The organism is Xanthomonas sp. NCPPB 2864, from assembly GCF_056675615.1.
The window spans coordinates 239,586-260,151 of the sequence record NZ_JBWWVS010000002.1 but is presented as its reverse complement, the minus strand read 5'-3'; the positions used below and the strand labels follow the sequence as shown (position 1 = coordinate 260,151).

Genomic DNA, 20,566 nt, shown 5'->3' with positions numbered 1-20,566 from the left:
ATCGGCGCTGAACGCGCGAACTTGAGTCCGCCCGCCGGCCGGCGCAGCGCACGGCCAGCCGGCGTACACGGATGTGCAGGCGCACAACCGGCCGGCGCACCAGCGCGCTTACGGCAGTGCGGACTCCAGCGCATCGTCGCCCAGCGCGTGCGCCTGCATCAGACGCCGGCTGCCGGCATTCAGCCCTTTGACCTGGACGTCCAGCCCATGATGACGCAGCCGCTGCACCACCTTGTCCAGCGCCGCCACCGCGGTGATGTCCCAGAAATGCGCGCGGCCGACGTCGATCACCACTGCGCGGCCAGGCACCTGGCGCGCGTCGAAGGCGTCGATGAACACGTCGGCCGAGGCGAAGAACACCTGCCCGCGCACGTGGTAGGTACGCACGCCGTCGTCGCCGTCGCTGTGCGTGATCTGCAGCAGCCCGGCCACCTTGAAGGTGAAGAACACCCCGCTCAATACCACGCCCACCGCCACCCCGGCGGCCAGATTGCGGGTGACCAGGGTCACCGCCACGGTGGCCAGCATCACCACGCTGGAGGTGCGCGGATGGGTGACCACGGTGCGCAGCGAACGCCAGTCGAAAGTCTCGGCCGAGACCATCACCATGATCGCCACCAGCGCGATCACCGGTACCTGCGAGACCCACGGCTTGAGCAGCACCATCAGGATCAGCAGGAACACCCCGGCGAACAGGGTGGAGAGACGGCCCCGCCCGCCGTATTTCACGTTGCCCACGGTCTGTCCGATCATGCCGCAGCCGGCAATGCCGCCGAACAGGCTAGCAGCGGTGTTGGCCAGACCCAGCCCGGTGCACTCGCGGTTCTTGTTGCTCGGGGTGTCGGTGAGTTCGTCGACCACGCGTGCGGTCATCAGCGATTCGAGCAGCCCCACCATCGCGATGGCCAGCGCCGGCAGGGCGATGATGCGCAAGGTCTCCAGCGTCAGCGGCACCGCCGGCCATTGCAGGACCGGCAGCGCGTTGGGCAGCTTGCCCAGATCGGCCACCGTCTCCAGCGGCAGGTGCAACGCTGAGCCCAGCCCCGTCAGCACCAGGATGCACAGCAGCGGCGAAGGGATTGCCGACACGCCCGGCAACGGCAGCCGCGGCAGGCCGTAGATGATGAGCAGGCCCAACGCCAACATGCCCCAGGTGGCCAGGTTGGCGTGCTGCAGATGCGGCAGCTGCGCGGCGAAGATCAGCACCGCCAGCGCGTTGACGAAGCCGGTGCGCACCGAGCTGCTGACAAAACGCATCAGCACGCCCAGCCGCAACAGACCGAACAGGATCTGCACCGCACCGGCCAGCAGCCCGGCCGCCAGCAGATAGGGCAAGCCGTGTGCGGCCACCAGCGGTGCGGCCACCAGGGCCACCGACCCGGCCGCAGCGGAAATCATCGCCGGGCGGCCGCCGAAGAACGCGATGACAATCCCGATCACGAACGACGCGAACAACCCCACTTGCGGGTCGACGCCAGCCACGAACGCAAAGGCGATCACTTCGGGAATCAGCGCAAAGGTAGCGACCGCACCGGCCATCAGTTCGCGCGCAGGCGAGGCGCGCCATTGCGCCAGTTCGGCACGCAGAAAGGACATTGGAAGACACTCCGGGGACAGAAAGGACAGCCTGCGGACAGGCGACAGCGGCGATAGTGTGCGCGAAAGCGACCCGGCCCGCAGCCTGCGTGTGACCGGTGCGGCAATGCGCCTTTCTGTGGTCCGGATCACGCCAAACGATGCGGCTGCGGACCAAGATGCCCCCCTCACCGGGTTCGGGTGTCGAGCCGGGTTCGCTAGGGAGATCACCATGTCCATTTTCAGGACTGCCAGTACGCTCGCACTGGCCACCGCGCTGGCGCTCGCCGCCGCACCGGCCTTCAGCTACTCCATCAGCAACAACAAGATTGTCGACGACAGCGGCAAGGTGGTCCAGCTCAAGGGCGTCAACGTGTTCGGCTTCGAGACCGGCAACTATGTCATGCACGGTCTGTGGGCACGCAACTGGAAGGACATGATCAACCAGATGCAGGGCCTGGGCTTCAACGCCGTGCGTCTGCCGTTCTGCCCGGCCACCCTGCGCAGCAGCACGATGCCGACCAGCATCGATTACAGCCTCAATGCCGATTTGCAGGGCCTGAGCTCGCTGCAGATCCTGGACAAGGTGATCAACGAATTCAACGCGCGCGGCATGTATGTGCTGCTGGATCACCACACCCCCGATTGCGCCGCCATCTCCGAGCTCTGGTACACCGGCTCGTATTCCGAAGCACAGTGGCTGGACGATCTGCGCTTTGTCGCCAACCGCTACAAGAACGTGCCCAGCGTGATCGGCCTGGACCTGAAGAACGAGCCGCACGGTGCCGCCACCTGGGGCACCGGCAACGCGGCCACCGACTGGAACAAGGCCGCCGAGCGCGGCTCGGCCGCGGTGCTGGCGGTGGCGCCGAAGTGGATCATCGCGGTGGAAGGCATCACCGACAATCCGGTCTGCTCGACCAACGGCGGCATCTTCTGGGGCGGCAACCTGCAGCCGCTGGCCTGCACGCCACTGAACATTCCGGCCAACCGGCTGCTGCTGGCGCCGCATGTGTACGGGCCGGACGTGTACGCGCAGGCGTACTTCAACGACAGCAATTTCCCCAACAACATGCCGGCGATCTGGGACCGCCACTTCGGCCAGTTCGCCGGCACATATGCGCTGCTGCTGGGCGAATTCGGCGGCAAGTACGGCGAAGGCGACGCACGCGACAAGGTCTGGCAGGACGCGCTGGTGAAGTACCTGCGCAGCAAGGGCATCAACGAGGGCTTCTACTGGTCGTGGAATCCCAACAGCGGCGACACCGGCGGCATCCTGCGCGACGACTGGACCAGCGTGCGCGAAGACAAGATGGCGCTGCTGCGGACGCTGTGGGGCACGGTGAGCAGCACCACGCCGACGCCTACTCCCACTCCGACGCCCACGCCAACTCCGACACCGACGCCGACGCCCAGCGGCAGCTTCAGCACCAAGGTGAGCGTGGACAGCCAGTGGAACGGTGGCTACTGCAACCGCGTGCAGGTCACCAACACCGGCACCGCCAGCGGCACCTGGGCGATCGCGCTGCCGGTCACCGGCACTGTCAACAACGCCTGGAACGTCACCTGGTCGCAGAGCGGCAGCACGCTCAAGGCCAGCGGGGTGGACTTCAACCGCACCCTGGCCGCCGGTGCGACGGCCGAATTCGGCTTCTGCGCGGCCGGCTGATGCAATAAGGCGGGCACGCGGTGCGTGTCCGCTATTACCTCGCAAGCTGCCGACAGTCTGCAAATCACCAATGTCGCGTCGCCCACCGATCGCTGCATCGATGCCCATGACCTTGTAGGAGCGCCCCCGGGCGCGATGAAGCATCATCGGTAACGCCCCATCGCGCCCGGGGGCGCTCCTACATTGCAGCTGCCGCAAGCGAACGCTGCCGCAATTAGCATTCAACCCGCATGTGAATCAGCCGCTATTCATGACATAGCGCCCTACGCGCGTTCTGGATGCCGTTGCCATGCCTGTTGTCTCCCTGTTGCGCCGTCACGTTGCCAATCTCCCGCTTACCCGCAAGTTCGTGCTGTTGTGCAGCTTGTTGACGGTGGGCGTGATCCTGCTGGCAGTGGCCGCGGCCCGCCTGCAATACCTGGACCTGATCGAGGCGCGCAAGCTCAGCGTCAAGACCGAGGTGGAGATGGGCCTGACCGTGATGCAGCACTACGCAGACAAGGCCAAGGCCGGCGAGCTGACGGTCGAACAGGCCAAGGAAGCTGCGCGCACCACGCTGGCCGACATGCGCACCAACGACGGGGTGGATTACTTCTTCATCGTCGACCCGCAGATGCGCATCCTGATGCATCCCAAGCGCGCCGTCGGCACCGACATGAGCGACTACAAGAGCGATGCCGGGCAGTACGTCTATCGCGACATCAAGACGGCGATCGAGCGCGGCGACGGCTTCAGTTACTACGACGCGCCCAAACCGGGCAAGCAGGAACAGCTGCCCAAGATCAGCTACGCCAAAACCTTTCCGGCCTGGAACTGGGTGTTGGTGATGGGCGTGTACGCCGAGGACATCCAGGTGCAGGCCTGGGGCTTCACCCGCACCCTGACCCTGATCGGCGGCGCCTTGGTGGCGATGGTAATCGGCCTGTGCTGGTTGATCGCCTCGGCGATGGCGGCACCGCTGCGGGCGGCATCGCGTACCGCAGAGGCGATCGCCTCGGGCCGCTTCGACAACGATATCCGGGTCGAGTCGCGCGACGAAACCGGCCAGCTGATGCACAGCATGCAGCAAATGCAGACCCAGTTGCAGCGCTTCAACGGCGAGATGCAGACCATGATCCGCCTGCAGCAGGGCGAGAACATCGCGCACCGCATTCCGGAGGATTTCCCCGGCGATTACGGCACCCTGGCGCATGGCGTGAACACGGTGGTGTTCGAGCATCTGGATGCCATCAACGAGGCGATGGACCTGATGGGCGAGTACGGCCGCGGCGATCTGCGCCGCGACATGCGTCGTCTGCCCGGCCAGCGCGCCGCGCTGCACGAAGCGCTGGACACGGTGAAAAGCAACCTGTCGGCGATCAACAGCGACATCGCACGCCTGGCCGACGCGGCCGCACGCGGCGATTTCTCCGCACGTGGCGAGCAGGCGCGCTACCAGTTCGCATTCGCCGAAATGGTGCAGGCATTGAACCGCCTGATGCAGCAGGCCGATGCAGGCCTGGACGATGTCGGCCGCATCATGGCCGCGATTGCCGATGGCGATCTGTCGCAGCGGGTGGAATCGCATTACGAAGGCGCATTCGGCCGCCTGGCCAATGCAGCCAACCGCACGGCGATCCAGCTGACCACCATCGTGCAGGGCATCCAGCACTCGGCCGAGATGATCAACACCGCCGCCGGCGAGATCGCCAGCGGCAATGCCGACCTGTCCACGCGTACCGAGCACCAGGCGGCGAACCTGGAAGAAACCGCCGCGTCGATGGAAGAACTCACCTCCACCGTGCGCCAGAACGCCGACAACGCGCGCCAGGCCAATCAGCTGGTCAAGGGCACCGGCGAAGTGGCCGAAAGCGGCGGCCGCGTGGTGCAGGAAGTGGTCAGCACCATGCAGGCGATCACGCAATCGTCGGCACGGATCTCCGACATCATCGGGGTGATCGACGGCATCGCGTTCCAGACCAACATCCTGGCCCTGAACGCGGCGGTGGAAGCGGCACGCGCCGGCGAGCAGGGTCGCGGATTTGCGGTGGTGGCCACCGAAGTGCGCGCGCTGGCGCAGCGTTCGGCCGGTGCGGCCAAGGAGATCAAGCAGCTGATCTCCGATTCGGTGGAAAAAGTGGCGCAGGGCTCGGACCTGGTGCAACAGGCCGGCAGCACGATGACCGAGGTGGTCAGCTCGGTGCAGCGGGTGACCGACATCATGGCCGAGATCACCGCCGCCAGCACCGAGCAAAGCGCAGGCATCGAGCAGGTCAGCACCACGGTGATGCAGCTGGATGAAATGACCCAGCAGAACGCGGCGCTGGTGGAAGAAGCCACCGCTGCGGCACGCAGCATGGAAGACCAGGCGGCGGATTTGACCCGCGCAGTGGCAGTGTTCCGGTTGGTGCCGGAGCAGGCTGCGCTGACGCAACGGCGCTCGGTGGTACAGGCGGCTTGATGGATGGATGTAGAGCGCCTCTCCCTGCGAGCGCGAAGGCACGGCATGCGCGCCACTGGCGCGCGTGACGCAAACGCGGGCTGGGGCGCGGAGCGGGGATTCGGGCAAGCGTGCCCGAAAGCCGCATCTGCATCAGAACAAGCGCGTCATCGAATCCAAAAAAGCTGACCAGACCGCAGATCAGCAGACAGCCGCACAACGTGCACGGCTCACAACCATGCATACCGACTATCCCGATGGGTCCTTGCCCGCCTACCGTCGCGGGACCTTACGCGGCATGGATGCCGCGTAAGCGCCTACAAGGACGTACTTGCGGCGTGTCCTGCGATGGTAGGCGGGCAAGGGCCCTGCAGCGACATCACAGATCCTCCGCGCTGCAACTGAGCTATCCGTATTGCAAGTCGGTCGAAGTGCAATGCTCTAGAGCAACCAAGACTTCGACTCGCGGCGGCGTTGAGACTTGATTAGGTGCTAGGTCAAACGTTCGGTGAGTTGAGCGCGCGGCGCCCTCACCGCTCGCGGGACACGCCGTGAATCCGTCCATGGAGGCTCCTTGGCGGCATCCATGCCGCCAAGGGTCCCGCAATCGGCAAGGACACCGCGCGAGAGAGCTGGTCGGCTGCTTTCTTGAAAAGCTCGCCGACTTGCACTGGGAAGATGACCCGACGCGCAATTATCCGAACAGCGCTTACAGCACATCGCTTGTGTCATGCACACCGACCATCTCAACTGGTCCTTGTCCGCCCACCGTCGCGGGACCTTACGCGGCATGGATGCCGCGTAAGAGCCTACACGGACGTACTTGCGGCGTGTCCTGCGATGGTGGGCGGGCAAGGGCCTTGCAGCCACGCTGCAGATCCGTCGCTTACAACTGAGCTATCCGTATTACCCACGTCGATCGAAGCGCACTGCCTAGAGCAACCAAGACTTAGACTCGTGGCGGCGTTGAGGCGTGATGCCTAATTCAAACGCTCAGTGGGTGTTGGGTAGGCCGTACCCTCATCCGCCCTGCGGGCGCCTTTTCCCGGCGGGAGAAGTGGTGTTGCTGCATGCGCTGCGTCAGCGCGCGGCGTCGCGTCCGGCGGTGGCACTGCCGTGGCGGGCGCGTTTGACGGCGTACATCGCTTCGTCTGCCGCGTGCATCAGGCTGGCAGCGTCGGCTTGCTGGCCGTGTTGCCAGGCGACGCCGATGCTGGACCGGATCGGCAGATGTTGCTCACCGAACATGGCACCCGCCGCCGATGCGGCGCGGATCCGGTCTGCCACGGCGGCACATTCGGTCTGCGGATCCTGCAGGTTGTCCAGCAGCACCACGAATTCGTCGCCGGCCAGGCGTGCTACCAGATAGCGGCCTTCGGCCGCCTGCTGCAGGCAGCGGCCGAAGGCGACCAGCACTGCGTCGCCGGCGCGGTGGCCGTGGACATCGTTGATGCGTTTGAAGCCGTCCAGATCCAGGAACATCACCGCGACCGCGCACTGCCGCTGTTGCGCCTGGGTCACCGCAACCTGCAGCGCCTCGGACCAGGCGTGGCGATTGGGCAGGCCGGTCAGGGCGTCGCGGGTCGCACGCTCGTGCATCAGCCGATGCAGGGTCTTGTGCGCGGTGACATCCTGCGCCATCAGGAAGAATCCCTGCGCCTGCGCCGCTGCGCCCTGCATTTCCGGCACCAGGGTGATTTCCACATCGCGCGGTGTCGCGCCACCACGCAGAACGTGTTCGAAGTGGGCCCGCTGCCCGGCGCTCACCTGCGCCAGCGCAGCGCGCGCCTCCGCACCGAGCTCCTCGCCCAGTACCTGGGTGATCGCGCAGCCGACCAGACTGGCCGGCTCCACGCCGAGCCAGTCGCGATGCGCCTGGTTGGCGAACAGGCAGCGCTGCGCGGCATCGTAATGTCCCACCAGGGTGGGGGTGGCATCACTGATCGCACGCAGCCGCGCTTCGCTTTCGGCCAGGCGCTCGGCGGCGACATGGCGTTCGGTGACGTCCTGGATCTGCGAGACGAAATGCACCGGCGCGCCGCTGCTGTCGCGCACCAGCGACACCGACAGCTGCGCCCAGATCACCGCGCCCTGCTGACTGATGTAGCGCTTGGCCAGGCTGTAACTGTCGCGCTTGCCGTCGATCAGTTCCTGCACCAGGCGCAGGTCCATGTCCAGATCGTCGGGGTGAGTGATGGTCTGGAAGGTGGTGCGCAACAGCTGCTCGCGCGGATATCCCAGGATGCTGCACAGCGACGGGTTAACGTCGCGCCAGTCGCCATCCAGCGAGACGATCGCCATGCCCTGCGGGGCGGTTTCGAACGCACCGCGGAAGTGCTCGGCCGCCAGCTGCGCGGCGGCCTGCGCCTGCAGCTCGGCGGTGACGTCGATGGCCATTGCCAGGTAGCCGGACAGCCCCTGCTGCGCGTCGTGGATGATGTTGAAGCACAGCCTGACGCGCCGCAGTCCGCCGTCCTTGCGCACCAGGGTCCAGATTTCTTCTTCGAGCAGGTCGCCTGCAGCGGCGGCGGCCAGCTTGATGTACGACGGCGGCGACAACGCCAGCGTGGCCATGTGCCGCTCCAGCTCGGCCGGCAGGTGGAACTGCGCCGGGCAGCGGCCCAACACCTCGTCGGCCGCGTAGCCCAGCAGGCGCTCGGCGCCGGGGTTGAACAATTCGATGCGCCCGTTCGGATCGAACGCGATGATCGCCACATCCTGCGAGGCGTCCACCAGCGACTGCAGGCGTGCGCGCTCGCCCGCCAGCGCAGCCGAGGCATCGCGCAACTGGGTGATGTCGTGCATCACGCATACCGCACCCAATGCCGCGCCCTGGTCGCTGACCACCGGGTCGGCATTGCACAGCACGCTGCGTGCCGGCTGGCCGGTGGCGCGGATCACCATCTCGGCATTGCGCACGTGCTCGCCGGCCCAGGCGCGCACCAGCGGGATGGCGTCGGTGGGCAGCAGCGCACTGCCGTCGGCGTTATAGAGATCGAAGTGCTGGGCCCATTGCGTCGGCGGCAACAGGCGCGGATCGGTGCCGTGCCATTGCCGTGCGGCGTGGTTGAACTCATGCAGCAGCCCGTCGCTGTCGCAGGACACCACGCCGTCGGGCATGGCTTCCAGCAAACGGCTCAGGGTCTGCCGCTGCGCCTGCGCAGCCAACCGGTCGCGACGCGCCTCCAGTTGACCGACGGCCTGCCGCGCCAGGCGGATCAGGCCTTGCTTCTGGTTTTCGTCGAGCAGCCGCGATTGGGTGCTGAGCGTGCACAAGGTGCCGTAGGCATAGCCCTCACGGCCGACCAGCGGCACGCCCGCATACGAGCGCACCCCTGGCGCGGCAGTGACCAGCGGGTTGCGCGCGAAGCGCGGATCGGCCGCCGCATCGGGCACTTCCAGCAGCTCGGTCCCCATCACCGTGTAGGAACAGAACGACATCGCGCGCGGGGTACCTTCCAGATCGGTGCCACAACGCGCCTTGAACCACTGGCGGTCGGCGTCCAGCAGCGACACCAGCGCCATCGGGGCGCCGGTGATGTGGGCCGCCAGCCAGGCGATATCGTCGAATTCGGCCTCCGGCTCGGTATCCAGCACCCCCAACCGACGCACCGCCTCCACGCGCAAGGCGTCGTCGGCGGGAATGGGTACGGGCGGCAACAGGACGGTCATGGCGTGATCGGCGGGCAACGTCTGGGCAAGGTAGGTCGCCCCAGGTAACGGCGAGGCGATGATCAACTTGAGCGCGTGCGCCGGGCCTGCTGGCGGGCCGGTGGTTGCCGCACCCCGCCCGCGCCGGCCCGGGCGTCCCGTCGCACGCCGCCCTGCCGGCAGCCGCACCGGCCCCCCTGCCGGACAGCATTTGCGACACCGCCGGGCAGCCACTACCCTCGGCCGATTGTCCTGCTCTGGAGTGTCACATGCTGCGTCCGCTGTCCCTGTTGATCGCCGGTGTGCTCGGCGTCGCTGCCGGTACCGTTGCTCCCGCCGTCGCTGCCGCCCCGGCCAGCCTGTCCAAGCCCGCGGCCAGCAGTGCCATTCCCGAGATCGGCTACACCCGCTTCACCCTGCCCAACGGCCTGACCGTGGTGGTGCACGAGGACCACAAGGCGCCGGTGGTGGCGGTGAGCATCTGGTACCACATCGGTTCCGGGGACGAGCCGGCCGGCAAGACCGGCTTTGCGCACCTGTTCGAGCACCTGATGTTCTCCGGCTCGGAGAACAACAAGGGCAGCTTCTTCGCGCCGCTGGAAAAGGTCGGCACCACCGACATGAACGGCACCACCTGGTTCGACCGCACCAACTATTTCGAGACCGTGCCGACCACCGCGCTGGACACCGCGCTGTGGCTGGAATCGGACCGCATGGGCCACCTGCTCGGCGCGATCGGCCAGGAAGAACTCGACACCCAGCGCGGCGTGGTGCAGAACGAGAAGCGCCAGGGCGAGAACCGCCCCTACGGCCGCGTGGACCAGAACATCCTGTCCAACCTGTTCCCGGCCAACCACCCGTACCAGCACGACACCATCGGCTCGATGGAAGATCTGGACGCGGCCTCGCTGGCCGACGTCAAACAGTGGTTCAACGACAACTACGGCGCTGCCAACACCACCCTGGTCCTGGCCGGCGACATCACCGTGGCGCAGGCGCGTGCCAAGGCGCTGCAGTATTTCGGCGACATCCCGTCCGGCAAGCCGGTGGCGCGCCAGCAGCCGTGGGTGACCCCGCTGGCCGCGCAGAAGCGTGGCGTGCAGCACGACCACGTCTCGCAGCCGCGCATCTACCGCACATGGGTTGCGCCGCAGCTGGGCAGCGATGCGGCGATCCAGCTGGACCTGGCCACCACCGTGCTCGGCGGCGGCAAGACCTCGCGGCTGTATCAGCGCCTGGTCTACCAGGACAATCTGGTCGATGACGTGTCGGCGGCGATCCAGCCGTTCGCGCTGTCCAGCCAGGTGCAGATCCAGGCCGACGTGAAGGACGGCGTGGACCCGGCCAAGGTCGAGGCGATCATCGACGAGGAGCTCAAGAAGTTCATCGCCCAGGGCCCGACCGCCGACGAGCTGCAGCGCGCGCAGGTGGCCTACCGCGCCGGCTTCGTGCGCGGGCTGGAAAAGGTCGGCGGCTTCGGTGGCAAGGCGGTGATCCTGGCCGAGGGCCAGGTCTACCGCGGCGACCCGGGCGCCTACAAGCAGGATCTGCAGCGCGGCCAGGCCGCCACCGTGGACAGCGTCAAGCAGACCGCCGCCACCTGGTTCGGCAAGGGCGACTATCTGCTCACCGTGCTGCCGGCCGGCAAGGACTTCGACCCCGCCGCCGAAGACAAGGCAGTGGTCGCGCGTGGCGAAGAACCCGGCAAGCCGGCGCCCAGGCTGCCGGCCGCCGGCAAATACAAAACCACCGCCTCCACGCTGGACCGCAGCAAGGGCGTGCCGCAGACCAGCCAGTTCCCCGACCTGAGCTTCCCGCAGCTGCAGCGCGGCAAGTTGAAGAACGGCGTCGAGGTGATCCTGGCCGAGCGCCACACCATCCCGGTCACCCAGGTGGAACTGCTGTTCGATGCCGGGTATGCGGCCGACCAGGGCAACAAGCTCGGTACCGCCAGCTTCAGCGCCGCGCTGATGAACGAGAGCACCGCCGCGCTGGATTCGGTGGAAGTGGCGCAGCGTCGCCAGCGCCTGGGCGCCATCACGGCGGTCGGCTGCGATCTGGACAGCTGCAGCGCCTCGCTGGATGCGCTCAACGACCAGTTGCAGCCGTCGCTGCAGCTGTTCTCCGACATCGTGCGCAACCCGGCCTTCAAGGCTGCCGACATCGAGCGCATCCGTGGCCAGTGGCTGGCCGGCATTGCGCAGGAGAAGACCCAGCCCAACAGCCTGGCGCTGCGTGCGCTGCCGCCCTTGCTGTTCGGCCAGAACCACCCCTACGGCATCCCGCTCACCGGCAGCGGCACCGAGGCGGCGATCAAGAGCCTCAACGCCCAGGACCTGCAGGCCTTCCACCGCCAGTGGCTGCGTCCGGACAACCTGCGCATCCTGGTGGCCGGCGATACCACGCTGGCGCAGATCATCCCGCAGCTGGATGCCGCCTTCGGTGACTGGAAGGCGCCTGCCACGCCGTTGCCGAAGAAGAACCTGGTCCAGGTCGCCGCGCAGCCCAAGCCGCGCGTGTACCTGATCAACCGCCCGGATGCGCCGCAGTCGGTGATTCTGGCCGGCCTGCTCGCACCGTCCACCAAGGCGCCGGACAACCTGGCGATCGGCGTGGCCAATGGCGCCTTCGGCGGCACCTTCACCTCGCGCCTGAACATGAACCTGCGCGAGAACAAGCGCTGGGCCTACGGCGCCGGTACCCGCATGCTGGATGCGCAGGGCCAGCGGCCGTACATGTTCTCCGCGCCGGTGCAGACCGACAAGACCGCCGAGTCGGCCAACGAGATCCTCAAGGAGGCCACTGCAATCATCGGCGACAAGCCGCTGACCACCGACGAGATCGAGAAGATCAAGAACCAGCGCATCCGCGCCCTGCCCGGCAGCTTCGAAACCACCGGCGCGGTGCTGGGTGCGATCGAAGGCATCGTGCAGTTCGACCGCCCCGACGATTATGTGCAGACGCTCAAGCCGCGACTGGAAGCGATCGACCAGCCGGCCGCGCAGAAGGCCATCAAGGAAATCATCGCGCCCAATGCGATGACCTGGGTGATCGTGGGCGACCTGAAGAAGATCGAAGCCCCGGTGCGTGCGCTCAAGCTGGGTGAGGTGCAGGTGCTGGACGTGGACGGCAAGCCGGTCAAGCGCTGAGGCTGGTCAGTCGCACACCGACGGCGCGGCTTTCGAGCCGCGCCGTTTCCAGATCCGCGTACGCAACGGTGCGTGCGCGTATGAGTCGCCGGTGCCTGCGTGCAATGCGCAGGCATCACACTTGGGTTTGAAATCTCGCGCCGGCGCTTCAGTCCGCCGGTTGCATGTCCCCTAGCCTGCGCAGCGCGGCGGGGATGCGGATCTGAATCCGCCCTGCAGGCTGTGCTCGGGCGCATGGCAAATCCACGCGGCGTTATCGATGGTGCCGGTATCGTGGCCTCTTTCTCGCTCGCGCTTGTCCGACTTACCCGATGAAGCAAATGCCCCCGGCTGACGAAGCCTCCCGCCAACAGGTCCTGGACGGCTATCGCATCGTCGACAGCCTGCCCGAGGACACTTACCAGGACGTCGTGCAGGTGGCGGCCTCGCTGTGCAACACGCCGATCGCACTGATGTCGCTGGTCGATCGCGACCGCCAATGGTTCAAGGCCCAGCTCGGTCTGGGCATGCAGCAGACCGACCGCAGCCAGGCAGTGTGCGATCACGCCATCCGCAGCCCCGAGCAATTGATGGAAGTGCGCGACCTCACCCAGGACAGCCGTTTTGCCGATGTCTCTGTGGTCACCGGCGAGACCGGCGCGCGCTTCTATGCCGGCATGCCGCTGGTCACCTCCGACGGGGTGGCGTTGGGCACCGTCTGTGTGCTCGACACCGAGCCGCGCACGCTCACCGACACTCAACGCACCGGGCTGCAGGCACTGGCGCGCGTCACCATGCGCCTGCTGGACGAGCGCAAGCGCGAGCTGCAGCTCGAGCGCGAGGCGATCCTGCAGCCGGTGGCACCGGCGGCCGCCGATGCCGGTTATTACCTGGTGATCCTGGAAGTGCAGGAACTGGCCGCGCTGGCCGAAAAACAGAGCGAGCGGCTCCTGGGCCGCGCCTTGCAACAGCTCGACCAGGCCCTGGCCGCGCAGGCGCAAGCCAACGGCGACAGCGTGGACCGCGTGACCGACAGCGCCGAATTCATCGCGGTACTGCGCGATCCCAATGCCGAGCAGAAGCTGCAGCGCCTGCGCGACATCGCCCAGCAGCAGCACGCGCACGGGCTCACGGTGCTGATCGGCCAGGCGCAGGCAACCCGTGGCGACGAGCCGATCGGGCAAGTGTTCCTGCGCGCGGAAGTCGCGCTGAGTGTCGAGAAAGACCGTTACCGCCAGAGTCTGGCGCAGGACGGCCTCAGCGCCTGATGCAGCGCGGGGCGACAGTCCGGCTGCCGGCTGATCCGCCGTTTCATGGACCTGCCCTCACAACTCCCGCTGCGCGCCTCCAACCGCGCTTGCGTCGCAGGCGCTCCGAGACACACGCGCGCTTGCCGCGAAAGCCGTGCTTTCTTACCCCGGCGGGAGGGGGCTCTAGTCCCGATACCTGACGAAGACTGCCTTACTTCTTCAATCAATCAGTTGCCAACGCCAGGTTTGGCTGCAGGGCCCTTGCCCGCCCACCATCGCAGGACACGCCGCAAGTACGTCCGTGTAGGCGCTTACGCGGCATCCATGCCGCGTAAGGTCCCGCGACGGTGGGCAGGCAAGGACCAGCCAAGATGGTCGGTGTGCATGGTTTTAAACGAGGCAACCAATCAACTGTCTGGTGCGGGACCCTTGGCGGCATGGATGCAGCCAAGGAGCCTCCATGGACGGACTCACGGCGTGTCCGCGAGCGGTGAGGGCACTGCGCAATCGACTCACTCGCGGTCACACGTCAACGCTGCGAGTGTGATCGATACGTTGCCGCCATCGGTACAGCCTTAGAGAGGTTTTGCCCGCCACTGCTGGTCAGCTGCACCCAACCGCAGCCACTGCCCCACTCACCCGATCGCACACTGCTTCAACTGGCGGTCCGCGTACCACAGCGCGCGACGGGCCAGATCGTAGGCGCTGTCGGCCTGGCGCGGCAGCATCTGTGCGGCCATCACCGGGTCGGCGCCGTTGTTCAAGGCGTGCTCGGCACGCTCCAGATCGCCCAGGTGCGTGCGCACCGGCGACAACAGGGATTTGCGTTTGGACGCATCGCAACGCGCGCTGCGCTGCTCCAGCGCGGCCAGCGCCTCGCGGATGCGGCGGCTGGCTTCGCCCTTGAGATCGGGCGGTGTCTCGTGCGCGATCGGCGCGGCCTTATAGGCATCGCCGGTCGCCTCGCTGCCCATCTCGGCCTGATTGCCCGCCAGCGCGGGGTTGAAGCGCACATCCGGCGGTGGTCGCGCCTTGGCCACCTGCGTCTGCGGCCCGTTGAGCATGTCGTTGAACTTCTTCATGCCGCGATTCATTTCCTGCATCGCCACATCGCCCAGCGTGCCGTCGCTCTTCCAGTCCTTGGCAAAGCGCGTGTCCTGGTATTGCACCGGATTGACCCGTTCCATCACGTTGCGCGCCTTGGCCTGCGCGCGTTCGTCGGCCATGCCCGGTGGCACCGCGGCGCCGGCTTGCGCTATCGGGTCGACCTGCGCATCGCGCGGCATGCGCAAGCGGCCTTCGCGGGTGTAGAGCTGGGCCGCCATCGATTCGCCAGCGGGCGCGTTGGCGGCCGCCACCTGCCGCTGCGGCGGTGGGGTGCGTGTCGGCGGTGGCGCACTGCGCGCGGATGAGGCCGCGGCAGGGGCCGCGCGCGGTGTGGAGTCGCGTTGCTGCGGCGGTGTCGCCGGCGCCGGCAGCGTCAACTGCGGGCGCGGCACGAAATACACCTGCAAACTGTCGTCGTGTCGCACCGTGTCGCGTGGCGGTGGCATATACAGCAACAGACAGGCAAGAAAGAACAGGATGGCGCCCGTGCATGCGACAGCGGCGACATGCGGGACAAGCGTTTCCTTCCTGCGGGTAATCACAATGCGGGAGACCGATGAGATGAGAGATGCGCACGCTGCACCGTGAACCCGGTGCAGGACGCGCAAATCTAGCGGGCGTGGCGTTTGCGCGCGTTTGAAATTCGTTGTTTGGGCCGCAGGCGCCAGCCGCCATTCACATTAGCGAGCGTGGCGGCCGACGCCCGCTGCTTGCCGACAGGCATTGCCCTGCCCTGGCGGCATGGATCCTGCAGGCTGTGGCGGCGGACGTTCGCCCTACATCCGGTCGATGCCGACTGGCCAGGGTGCCGGCCACACATGCTCAGCCATCCTCCGGGCGGTACAGCCGCTGGCAGACCTCGCAGAAAAACGCCCGTCGCCCGGCCTTGCCCAGGTGCTTTCGATACTGCAGCGGCGCGCCGTCACGCGGGCAGCTGGTTTTCGTATGCACCTGATAATGCTTCTTCAGCACGAAGGCCTTTTTCCAGGTGTAGAAGTCGAAGCTATAGTCGCGCGCCTGGGTGACCAGCTCGCCGAGCTTGCGCGCCGGCAATGCGCCCACCGTGCTTTCCGGATGCACACGGATGCGATGCAGCACTTCGTTCTTGATGATGTTGCCGACGCCGGCAAAGATGGTCTGGTCCAGCAACGCATCGGCGGCCAACATGCCGGGTGCGGCGCGCAACTTGCGCCGTGCCTGCGCGCCATCCCAGAGCGGGTTCATGACATCCGCCGTCCAGTCGTAGACCTCGTCCAGCGGGCGCTCGATGAACTGCACCGAGCAGGCGTAGAAATTCAACCGCTGGCCCTTGGAAAACTCCAGGCGCAGACGCGGCACCGCATTCGGCTTGTCCTCGTCGATGCGATAACTGCCGAACAACAGAAAGTGGATGCGCACGCTGAACTGCGCACACTCGATCAGGAAGTGCTTGCCCCAGCTGCGTAACGCCAGCACCTTTTGCTGCTCCAGCCGCGCGATGTCCTGCTTGCTGTTACCGGACACGCGCAGGATCTTGCGGCCGACAAACGCTTCGGTCTGCTCGCGCAGGATGACAAGGGAAGGACCTTCTGGCATGTGCCCAGTATCGAAGTCGTCAGTGAGTCGGCCGTGAGCGCAGTGCACACGCAACGCTGACACGCGCGCATGCATAGAGTGCTGCCCACCCGTCTTGCGTACACCTCATGCAGGCTCGTTCATCCATCACCCTGCCGCGCGTGCGCTGTGGCTGCGCAGGCTGGTCGATCCCGGCCGCCGACCGCGCCGCATTCGGCGATGGTGCCAGCGTCTTGCAGCGCTATGCCACACGTTTTGATGCGGTGGAAATCAACTCCTCGTTCCACCGCCCGCACCGTGCCAGTACCTATGCACGCTGGGCCGACAGCGTGCCGGAGGATTTCCGCTTTTCGGTCAAGCTGCCGCGCAGCATCAGCCACGATGCACGCCTGCAAGGTACCGGTGCATTGCTGGATGCCTTCCTTGCCCAGGCCGGTGCGCTGGGCACGCGACTGGGCTGCCTGCTGCTGCAACTGCCGCCCAGCGCTGTGTTCGATGCGCCGGTGGCGGCCAGGTTTTTCGCCATGCTGCGGCGGCGCTGGGACGGCGGCGTGGTGTGCGAACCGCGCCATGCCAGCTGGTTTCTCCCGCAGGCACAGGCGCTGCTGGCACGCCACCGCATCGCACGCTGCGCCGCCGATCCGGCGCCGGTGCCGGACGCCGCCACACCGGGTGCGACAGCCGGCCCGCAGTACTGGCGCTGGCATGGCGCAGCGCGCATCTACTACAGCAGCTACGACGACAGTGCGCTGCAGACACTGGCCGACGCGGTGCGCAACGCAGCGCACCCGCAGGCAGAACGCTGGGTGATCTTCGACAACACCGCCGCCGGGCTGGCGGTGCCCAACGCGCTGCAGCTGCAGCGTTTGTTGCAGACCGGTCGGCCGCGCCAAGGCTGACGCATAAGGACAGCAAGCCGCCTGGCTTTGTTCGGCGTGCCACCGGTGCGTCCACGCCGCTGCAATCGGTCAGGCGAGCAAGGCCGAGCTGCCGCCGGCCAGTCCCCACGCGCGCCGGCTGCCGTGCACTGGTAGTGCCGCCCACCCGCCGCGCACTGTGGCGCGCATCTTGCAGCGATGTCGGCAATCCGACGCGGTCCGCACGTGGCTCAAGCTGCCTCGATCCGGGCCGATAGGCCTGAATCGGCAACGCAACCCGCGCAACCACCTGCAGCACCGCGCCGGATCACCTTGCTGAATCCAGTCGTCTCCGTGCGAAGCCTGTCGGCCTGCCGACACCGTCGTCCGGCCCCGCCCGCCACTTCGGTCGTTTACCATGCCGCACGTCACTGCCCGTTCTGGAGATGCCATGAGTTCTGCCGCGCCCCCGTGCTGCACGTCGCTGCTTGGCCTGTCGCTGAGCATGTTCGTGGCGCCCTGCACGCTGACCGCCGCGCCCATGGACACTCCGGTCGTCAACGCACCGGCGGCCACACCGCCCACGCCCGACCTGGCCTACCCGGAGCTGTTCCAGGCGGTGCAGAGCGGCGAGCTGTTCGACGACCAGAAGCATTTCGTCGACTTCCTGCCGCTGCGCGACCCGGCGCTGATCAACGCCGACTATCTGGCGCAGCACGATCACCCCGGCTTTGACCTGCGCAAGTTCGTGGACGCCAATTTCGAAGAGTCGCCGCCGGTGCAGACCGACGCGATCCGCCAGGACACCGCGCTGCGCGAACACATCGACGAGCTGTGGCCCAAGCTGGTGCGCAGCCAGACCCACGTGCCGCCCTACAGCAGCCTGCTGGCGCTGCCGCATCCGTACGTGGTGCCGGGCGGGCGCTTCCGCGAGGTGTATTACTGGGATTCCTACTTCACCATGCTGGGCCTGGTGAAGAGCGGCGAGACCACGCTCAGCCGCCAGATGCTGGACAACTTCGCCTACCTGATCGACACCTACGGGCATATCCCCAACGGCAATCGCAGCTACTACCTCAGCCGCTCGCAGCCGCCGTTCTTCTCCTACATGGTGGAACTGCAGGCTGGCGTGGAAGGCGAAGCGGTCTACCAGCGCTACCTGCCGCAGCTGCAGAAGGAATACGCCTACTGGATGCAGGGCAGCGAAGACCTGCAGCCCGGCCAGGCCGCGCGCCATGTGGTGCGTCTGGCCGACGGCAGCCTGCTCAACCGCTACTGGGACGAGCGCGACACCCCGCGCCCGGAAGCCTGGCTGCACGACACCCGCACCGCCGCCGAGGCCGGCGACCGCCCGGCCGCCGAGGTCTACCGCGACCTGCGCGCCGGCGCCGAGAGCGGCTGGGACTACACCAGCCGCTGGCTGGCCGATGGGCAGAACCTGCGCACCATCCGCACCACCGCCATCGTGCCGATCGACCTGAACAGCCTGCTGTATCACCTGGAGCGCACCCTGGCCCAGGCCTGTGCGCAGCCGGGCGCCGAGTGCGCGCAGGACTATGCGGCGCTGGCACTACAGCGCAAGCAGGCCATCGATGCGCACCTGTGGAATGCGGCCGGTTACTACGCCGACTACGACTGGCAGACCCGCAAGCTCAGCGACCAGGTCACCGCCGCGGCGCTGTATCCGCTGTTCACCGGCCTGGCAACCGACGCGCACGCCAAACGCACCGCCAGCACCGTGCGCGCGCGCCTGCTGCGCCCCGGTGGCCTGGCCACCACCGCAGTGAAGACCGGCCAGCAGTGGGACGAGCCCAATGGCTGGGCACCGCTGCAATGGGTGGCGGTGGACGGCCTGCGCCGTTACGGCGAAGACGCGCTGGCGCGCACCATCGGCGAGCGCTTCCTCACCCAGGTGCAGGCGCTGTTCGCGCGCGAGCACAAGCTGGTCGAAAAATACGGCCTGGAAGCCGATGCGGCCGGCGGTGGCGGCGGCGAATACGCGCTGCAGGACGGCTTCGGCTGGACCAACGGCGTCACCTTGATGCTGTTGAACCTGTATCCGGACACCGCGACCAAGCCGGCGCCGGTCAAACGCGTGCGCAAGCCCGAAGCGGCCACGCGCTGAGCGTGCGCCAGCCGCTGCCGGGCATGCCCGGCGGCGCTGGCAGCCTCGCGGTTCTGGCAGTCGGCAACGCCAGCGGATCGCTGCAACAAACATCGCCTGATCGCTGCGCCAGTGCAGCGCGCAGCAGCGTGTTCGATTGATTGCTGCTACTGCACCACCGGCCATGCACTGCCGTCATAACCCAGCCGGTTGATGCCCAGGCGCGCGTCGCCGCGGTCGTCGTAGTAGTGGTAGACCAGGATGTCGCCGTCACCATCGCGGAACACCGATTGCCCGCCCGGCCCATGCATGCTGCCCAACCCGGACTGGATCACCGTGCCGCCACCGTTGCGCATGTCCACACCGGCGCGATCCAGGTACGGCCCGGTCACCGAGCGCGCACGCCCCACCGCAATCTTGTAGGTGCTGCTGGCGCCCTTGCAGCACGCATCGAACGACACGAACAGGTAGTACCAGCCATTGGCCTGCTGGATGAAAGGCGCCTCCACCGCGCCCGGGGACGGCCGGCTCGCCAGGCTGTAGCGCGTCGTGTTGCCGGACAGCTGCTTGCCGGTGCCGGGGTCGAGCTGGATCAGCTTGATCCCCGACCAGAACGAGCCGAACGCCAACCACCACTTGCCATTGCCATCCACCACCAGATTGCCGTCGATGGCGTTGTAGTCGTCGCTGCTCTTGGAGGTGTAGACGATACCTTGATCCTTCCACGAGCCAGGCTTGCCGGTGCTGCTGCTGGCAAGCGCAATCGCCGAGGTATTGGTGGCGAACTTGGAGGCGGTGTAATACATCAGATACTTGCCGCCGTGGAAGGACACATCCGGCGCCCACAACTGGTTGTCCGGGTTGTAGCTGCGTACCCAGCTCGGCATGCTGCTGAAGATCGCGCCCGCATTGCTGAACTTGGTGCGGTCGGTACTGGTGACCACACCCGTGGTGGCATAGATGTAGTAACGCCCATCGCTCAGCTTGAGCATCGACGGGTCGTGCACGATGGTGTCGCCGCTCACCACACCCGGCCCCACTGCCGCTTGCGCGGCTGCGCTATGCAAGCCAGTGGCAGCAGCGGCCAGGGCCAACAGCGACGCAATCGCGCCACCACGCAGCGACATTCCAGACCTGCCACCTTCCACTCGACTGCCACCCACAACGCGCATCGCCCCACTCCTTGAACAACGTAAAGACGTTTTCTGTAGGAGCAATCTAGCCCGGCAACAATGCCACGAATCCGACGCCG

At 66.9% G+C, this 20,566-nt stretch carries 11 protein-coding genes; 6 read left to right on the top strand and 5 right to left on the bottom strand.

Annotated features, from left to right (window positions below; all coding sequences use genetic code 11):
• Positions 1-108: 108 nt before the first annotated feature.
• Positions 109-1,596, bottom strand: a complete 1,488-nt coding sequence (locus AC1KVE_RS06125) for a SulP family inorganic anion transporter (RefSeq protein WP_184610144.1) — start codon at positions 1,594-1,596, stop codon at positions 109-111.
• A 211-nt stretch (positions 1,597-1,807) separates the two neighbouring features.
• Here AC1KVE_RS06125 and AC1KVE_RS06120 point away from each other — a divergent pair, with 211 nt between their 5' ends.
• Both AC1KVE_RS06120 and AC1KVE_RS06115 read left to right on the top strand, forming a co-directional pair.
• Positions 1,808-3,244, top strand: coding sequence for a cellulase family glycosylhydrolase (locus AC1KVE_RS06120; RefSeq protein WP_481092201.1), 1,437 nt, complete (start codon positions 1,808-1,810; stop codon positions 3,242-3,244).
• Positions 3,245-3,551: 307 nt separating this feature from the next.
• Positions 3,552-5,684, top strand: a complete 2,133-nt coding sequence (locus tag AC1KVE_RS06115; RefSeq protein WP_179465000.1) for a methyl-accepting chemotaxis protein — start codon at positions 3,552-3,554, stop codon at positions 5,682-5,684.
• A 1,059-nt stretch (positions 5,685-6,743) separates the two neighbouring features.
• On the opposite strand, the gene AC1KVE_RS06110 is transcribed toward AC1KVE_RS06115, so the two are convergent.
• Positions 6,744-9,548 carry a PAS domain S-box protein gene (locus tag AC1KVE_RS06110; RefSeq protein ID WP_481092202.1) on the bottom strand — a complete coding sequence of 935 codons (2,805 nt, stop codon included), beginning with the start codon at positions 9,546-9,548 and terminating at the stop codon, positions 6,744-6,746.
• A 35-nt stretch (positions 9,549-9,583) separates the two neighbouring features.
• Here AC1KVE_RS06110 and AC1KVE_RS06105 point away from each other — a divergent pair, with 35 nt between their 5' ends.
• Complete coding sequence (locus AC1KVE_RS06105; RefSeq protein ID WP_481092203.1) at positions 9,584-12,463, top strand: M16 family metallopeptidase; 2,880 nt, start codon at positions 9,584-9,586, stop codon at positions 12,461-12,463.
• Between the two features lie 311 nt (positions 12,464-12,774).
• On the top strand, positions 12,775-13,710 hold the full coding sequence (locus AC1KVE_RS06100) for a GAF domain-containing protein (protein WP_184631526.1): 936 nt from the start codon (positions 12,775-12,777) through the stop codon (positions 13,708-13,710).
• Positions 13,711-14,327: 617 nt separating this feature from the next.
• Here AC1KVE_RS06100 and AC1KVE_RS06095 read toward each other — a convergent pair.
• Entirely contained in the window at positions 14,328-15,341 is a 1,014-nt protein-coding gene (locus AC1KVE_RS06095) for a hypothetical protein (protein ID WP_481092204.1), read from the bottom strand.
• Positions 15,342-15,621: 280 nt separating this feature from the next.
• Positions 15,622-16,374: a DNA-formamidopyrimidine glycosylase family protein gene (locus AC1KVE_RS06090; protein ID WP_102252437.1), complete on the bottom strand. Its 753-nt coding sequence runs from the start codon at positions 16,372-16,374 to the stop codon at positions 15,622-15,624.
• A 107-nt stretch (positions 16,375-16,481) separates the two neighbouring features.
• On the opposite strand from AC1KVE_RS06090, the gene AC1KVE_RS06085 reads away from it, so the two are divergent.
• Positions 16,482-17,252: a DUF72 domain-containing protein gene (locus AC1KVE_RS06085; protein ID WP_481092205.1), complete on the top strand. Its 771-nt coding sequence runs from the start codon at positions 16,482-16,484 to the stop codon at positions 17,250-17,252.
• 409 nt (positions 17,253-17,661) lie between these two features.
• Positions 17,662-19,335, top strand: a complete 1,674-nt coding sequence (gene treA, locus AC1KVE_RS06080; RefSeq protein WP_481092206.1) for an alpha,alpha-trehalase TreA — start codon at positions 17,662-17,664, stop codon at positions 19,333-19,335.
• Between the two features lie 146 nt (positions 19,336-19,481).
• Here treA and AC1KVE_RS06075 read toward each other — a convergent pair whose 3' ends face one another.
• Positions 19,482-20,441 carry an arabinan endo-1,5-alpha-L-arabinosidase gene (locus AC1KVE_RS06075; RefSeq protein WP_065032145.1) on the bottom strand — a complete coding sequence of 320 codons (960 nt, stop codon included), beginning with the start codon at positions 20,439-20,441 and terminating at the stop codon, positions 19,482-19,484.
• Between the last annotated feature and the right edge of the window lie 125 nt (positions 20,442-20,566).

Coding starts and splice junctions, on each gene's coding strand:
- AC1KVE_RS06125 (WP_184610144.1), bottom strand. CDS start 1,596: ATGTCCTTTCTGCGTGCCGAACTGGCGCAATGGCGCGCCTCGCCTGCG.
- AC1KVE_RS06120 (WP_481092201.1), top strand. CDS start 1,808: ATGTCCATTTTCAGGACTGCCAGTACGCTCGCACTGGCCACCGCGCTG.
- AC1KVE_RS06105 (WP_481092203.1), top strand. CDS start 9,584: ATGCTGCGTCCGCTGTCCCTGTTGATCGCCGGTGTGCTCGGCGTCGCT.
- AC1KVE_RS06100 (WP_184631526.1), top strand. CDS start 12,775: ATGAAGCAAATGCCCCCGGCTGACGAAGCCTCCCGCCAACAGGTCCTG.
- AC1KVE_RS06090 (WP_102252437.1), bottom strand. CDS start 16,374: ATGCCAGAAGGTCCTTCCCTTGTCATCCTGCGCGAGCAGACCGAAGCG.
- AC1KVE_RS06085 (WP_481092205.1), top strand. CDS start 16,482: ATGCAGGCTCGTTCATCCATCACCCTGCCGCGCGTGCGCTGTGGCTGC.
- treA (WP_481092206.1), top strand. CDS start 17,662: ATGAGTTCTGCCGCGCCCCCGTGCTGCACGTCGCTGCTTGGCCTGTCG.
- AC1KVE_RS06075 (WP_065032145.1), bottom strand. CDS start 20,441: ATGTCGCTGCGTGGTGGCGCGATTGCGTCGCTGTTGGCCCTGGCCGCT.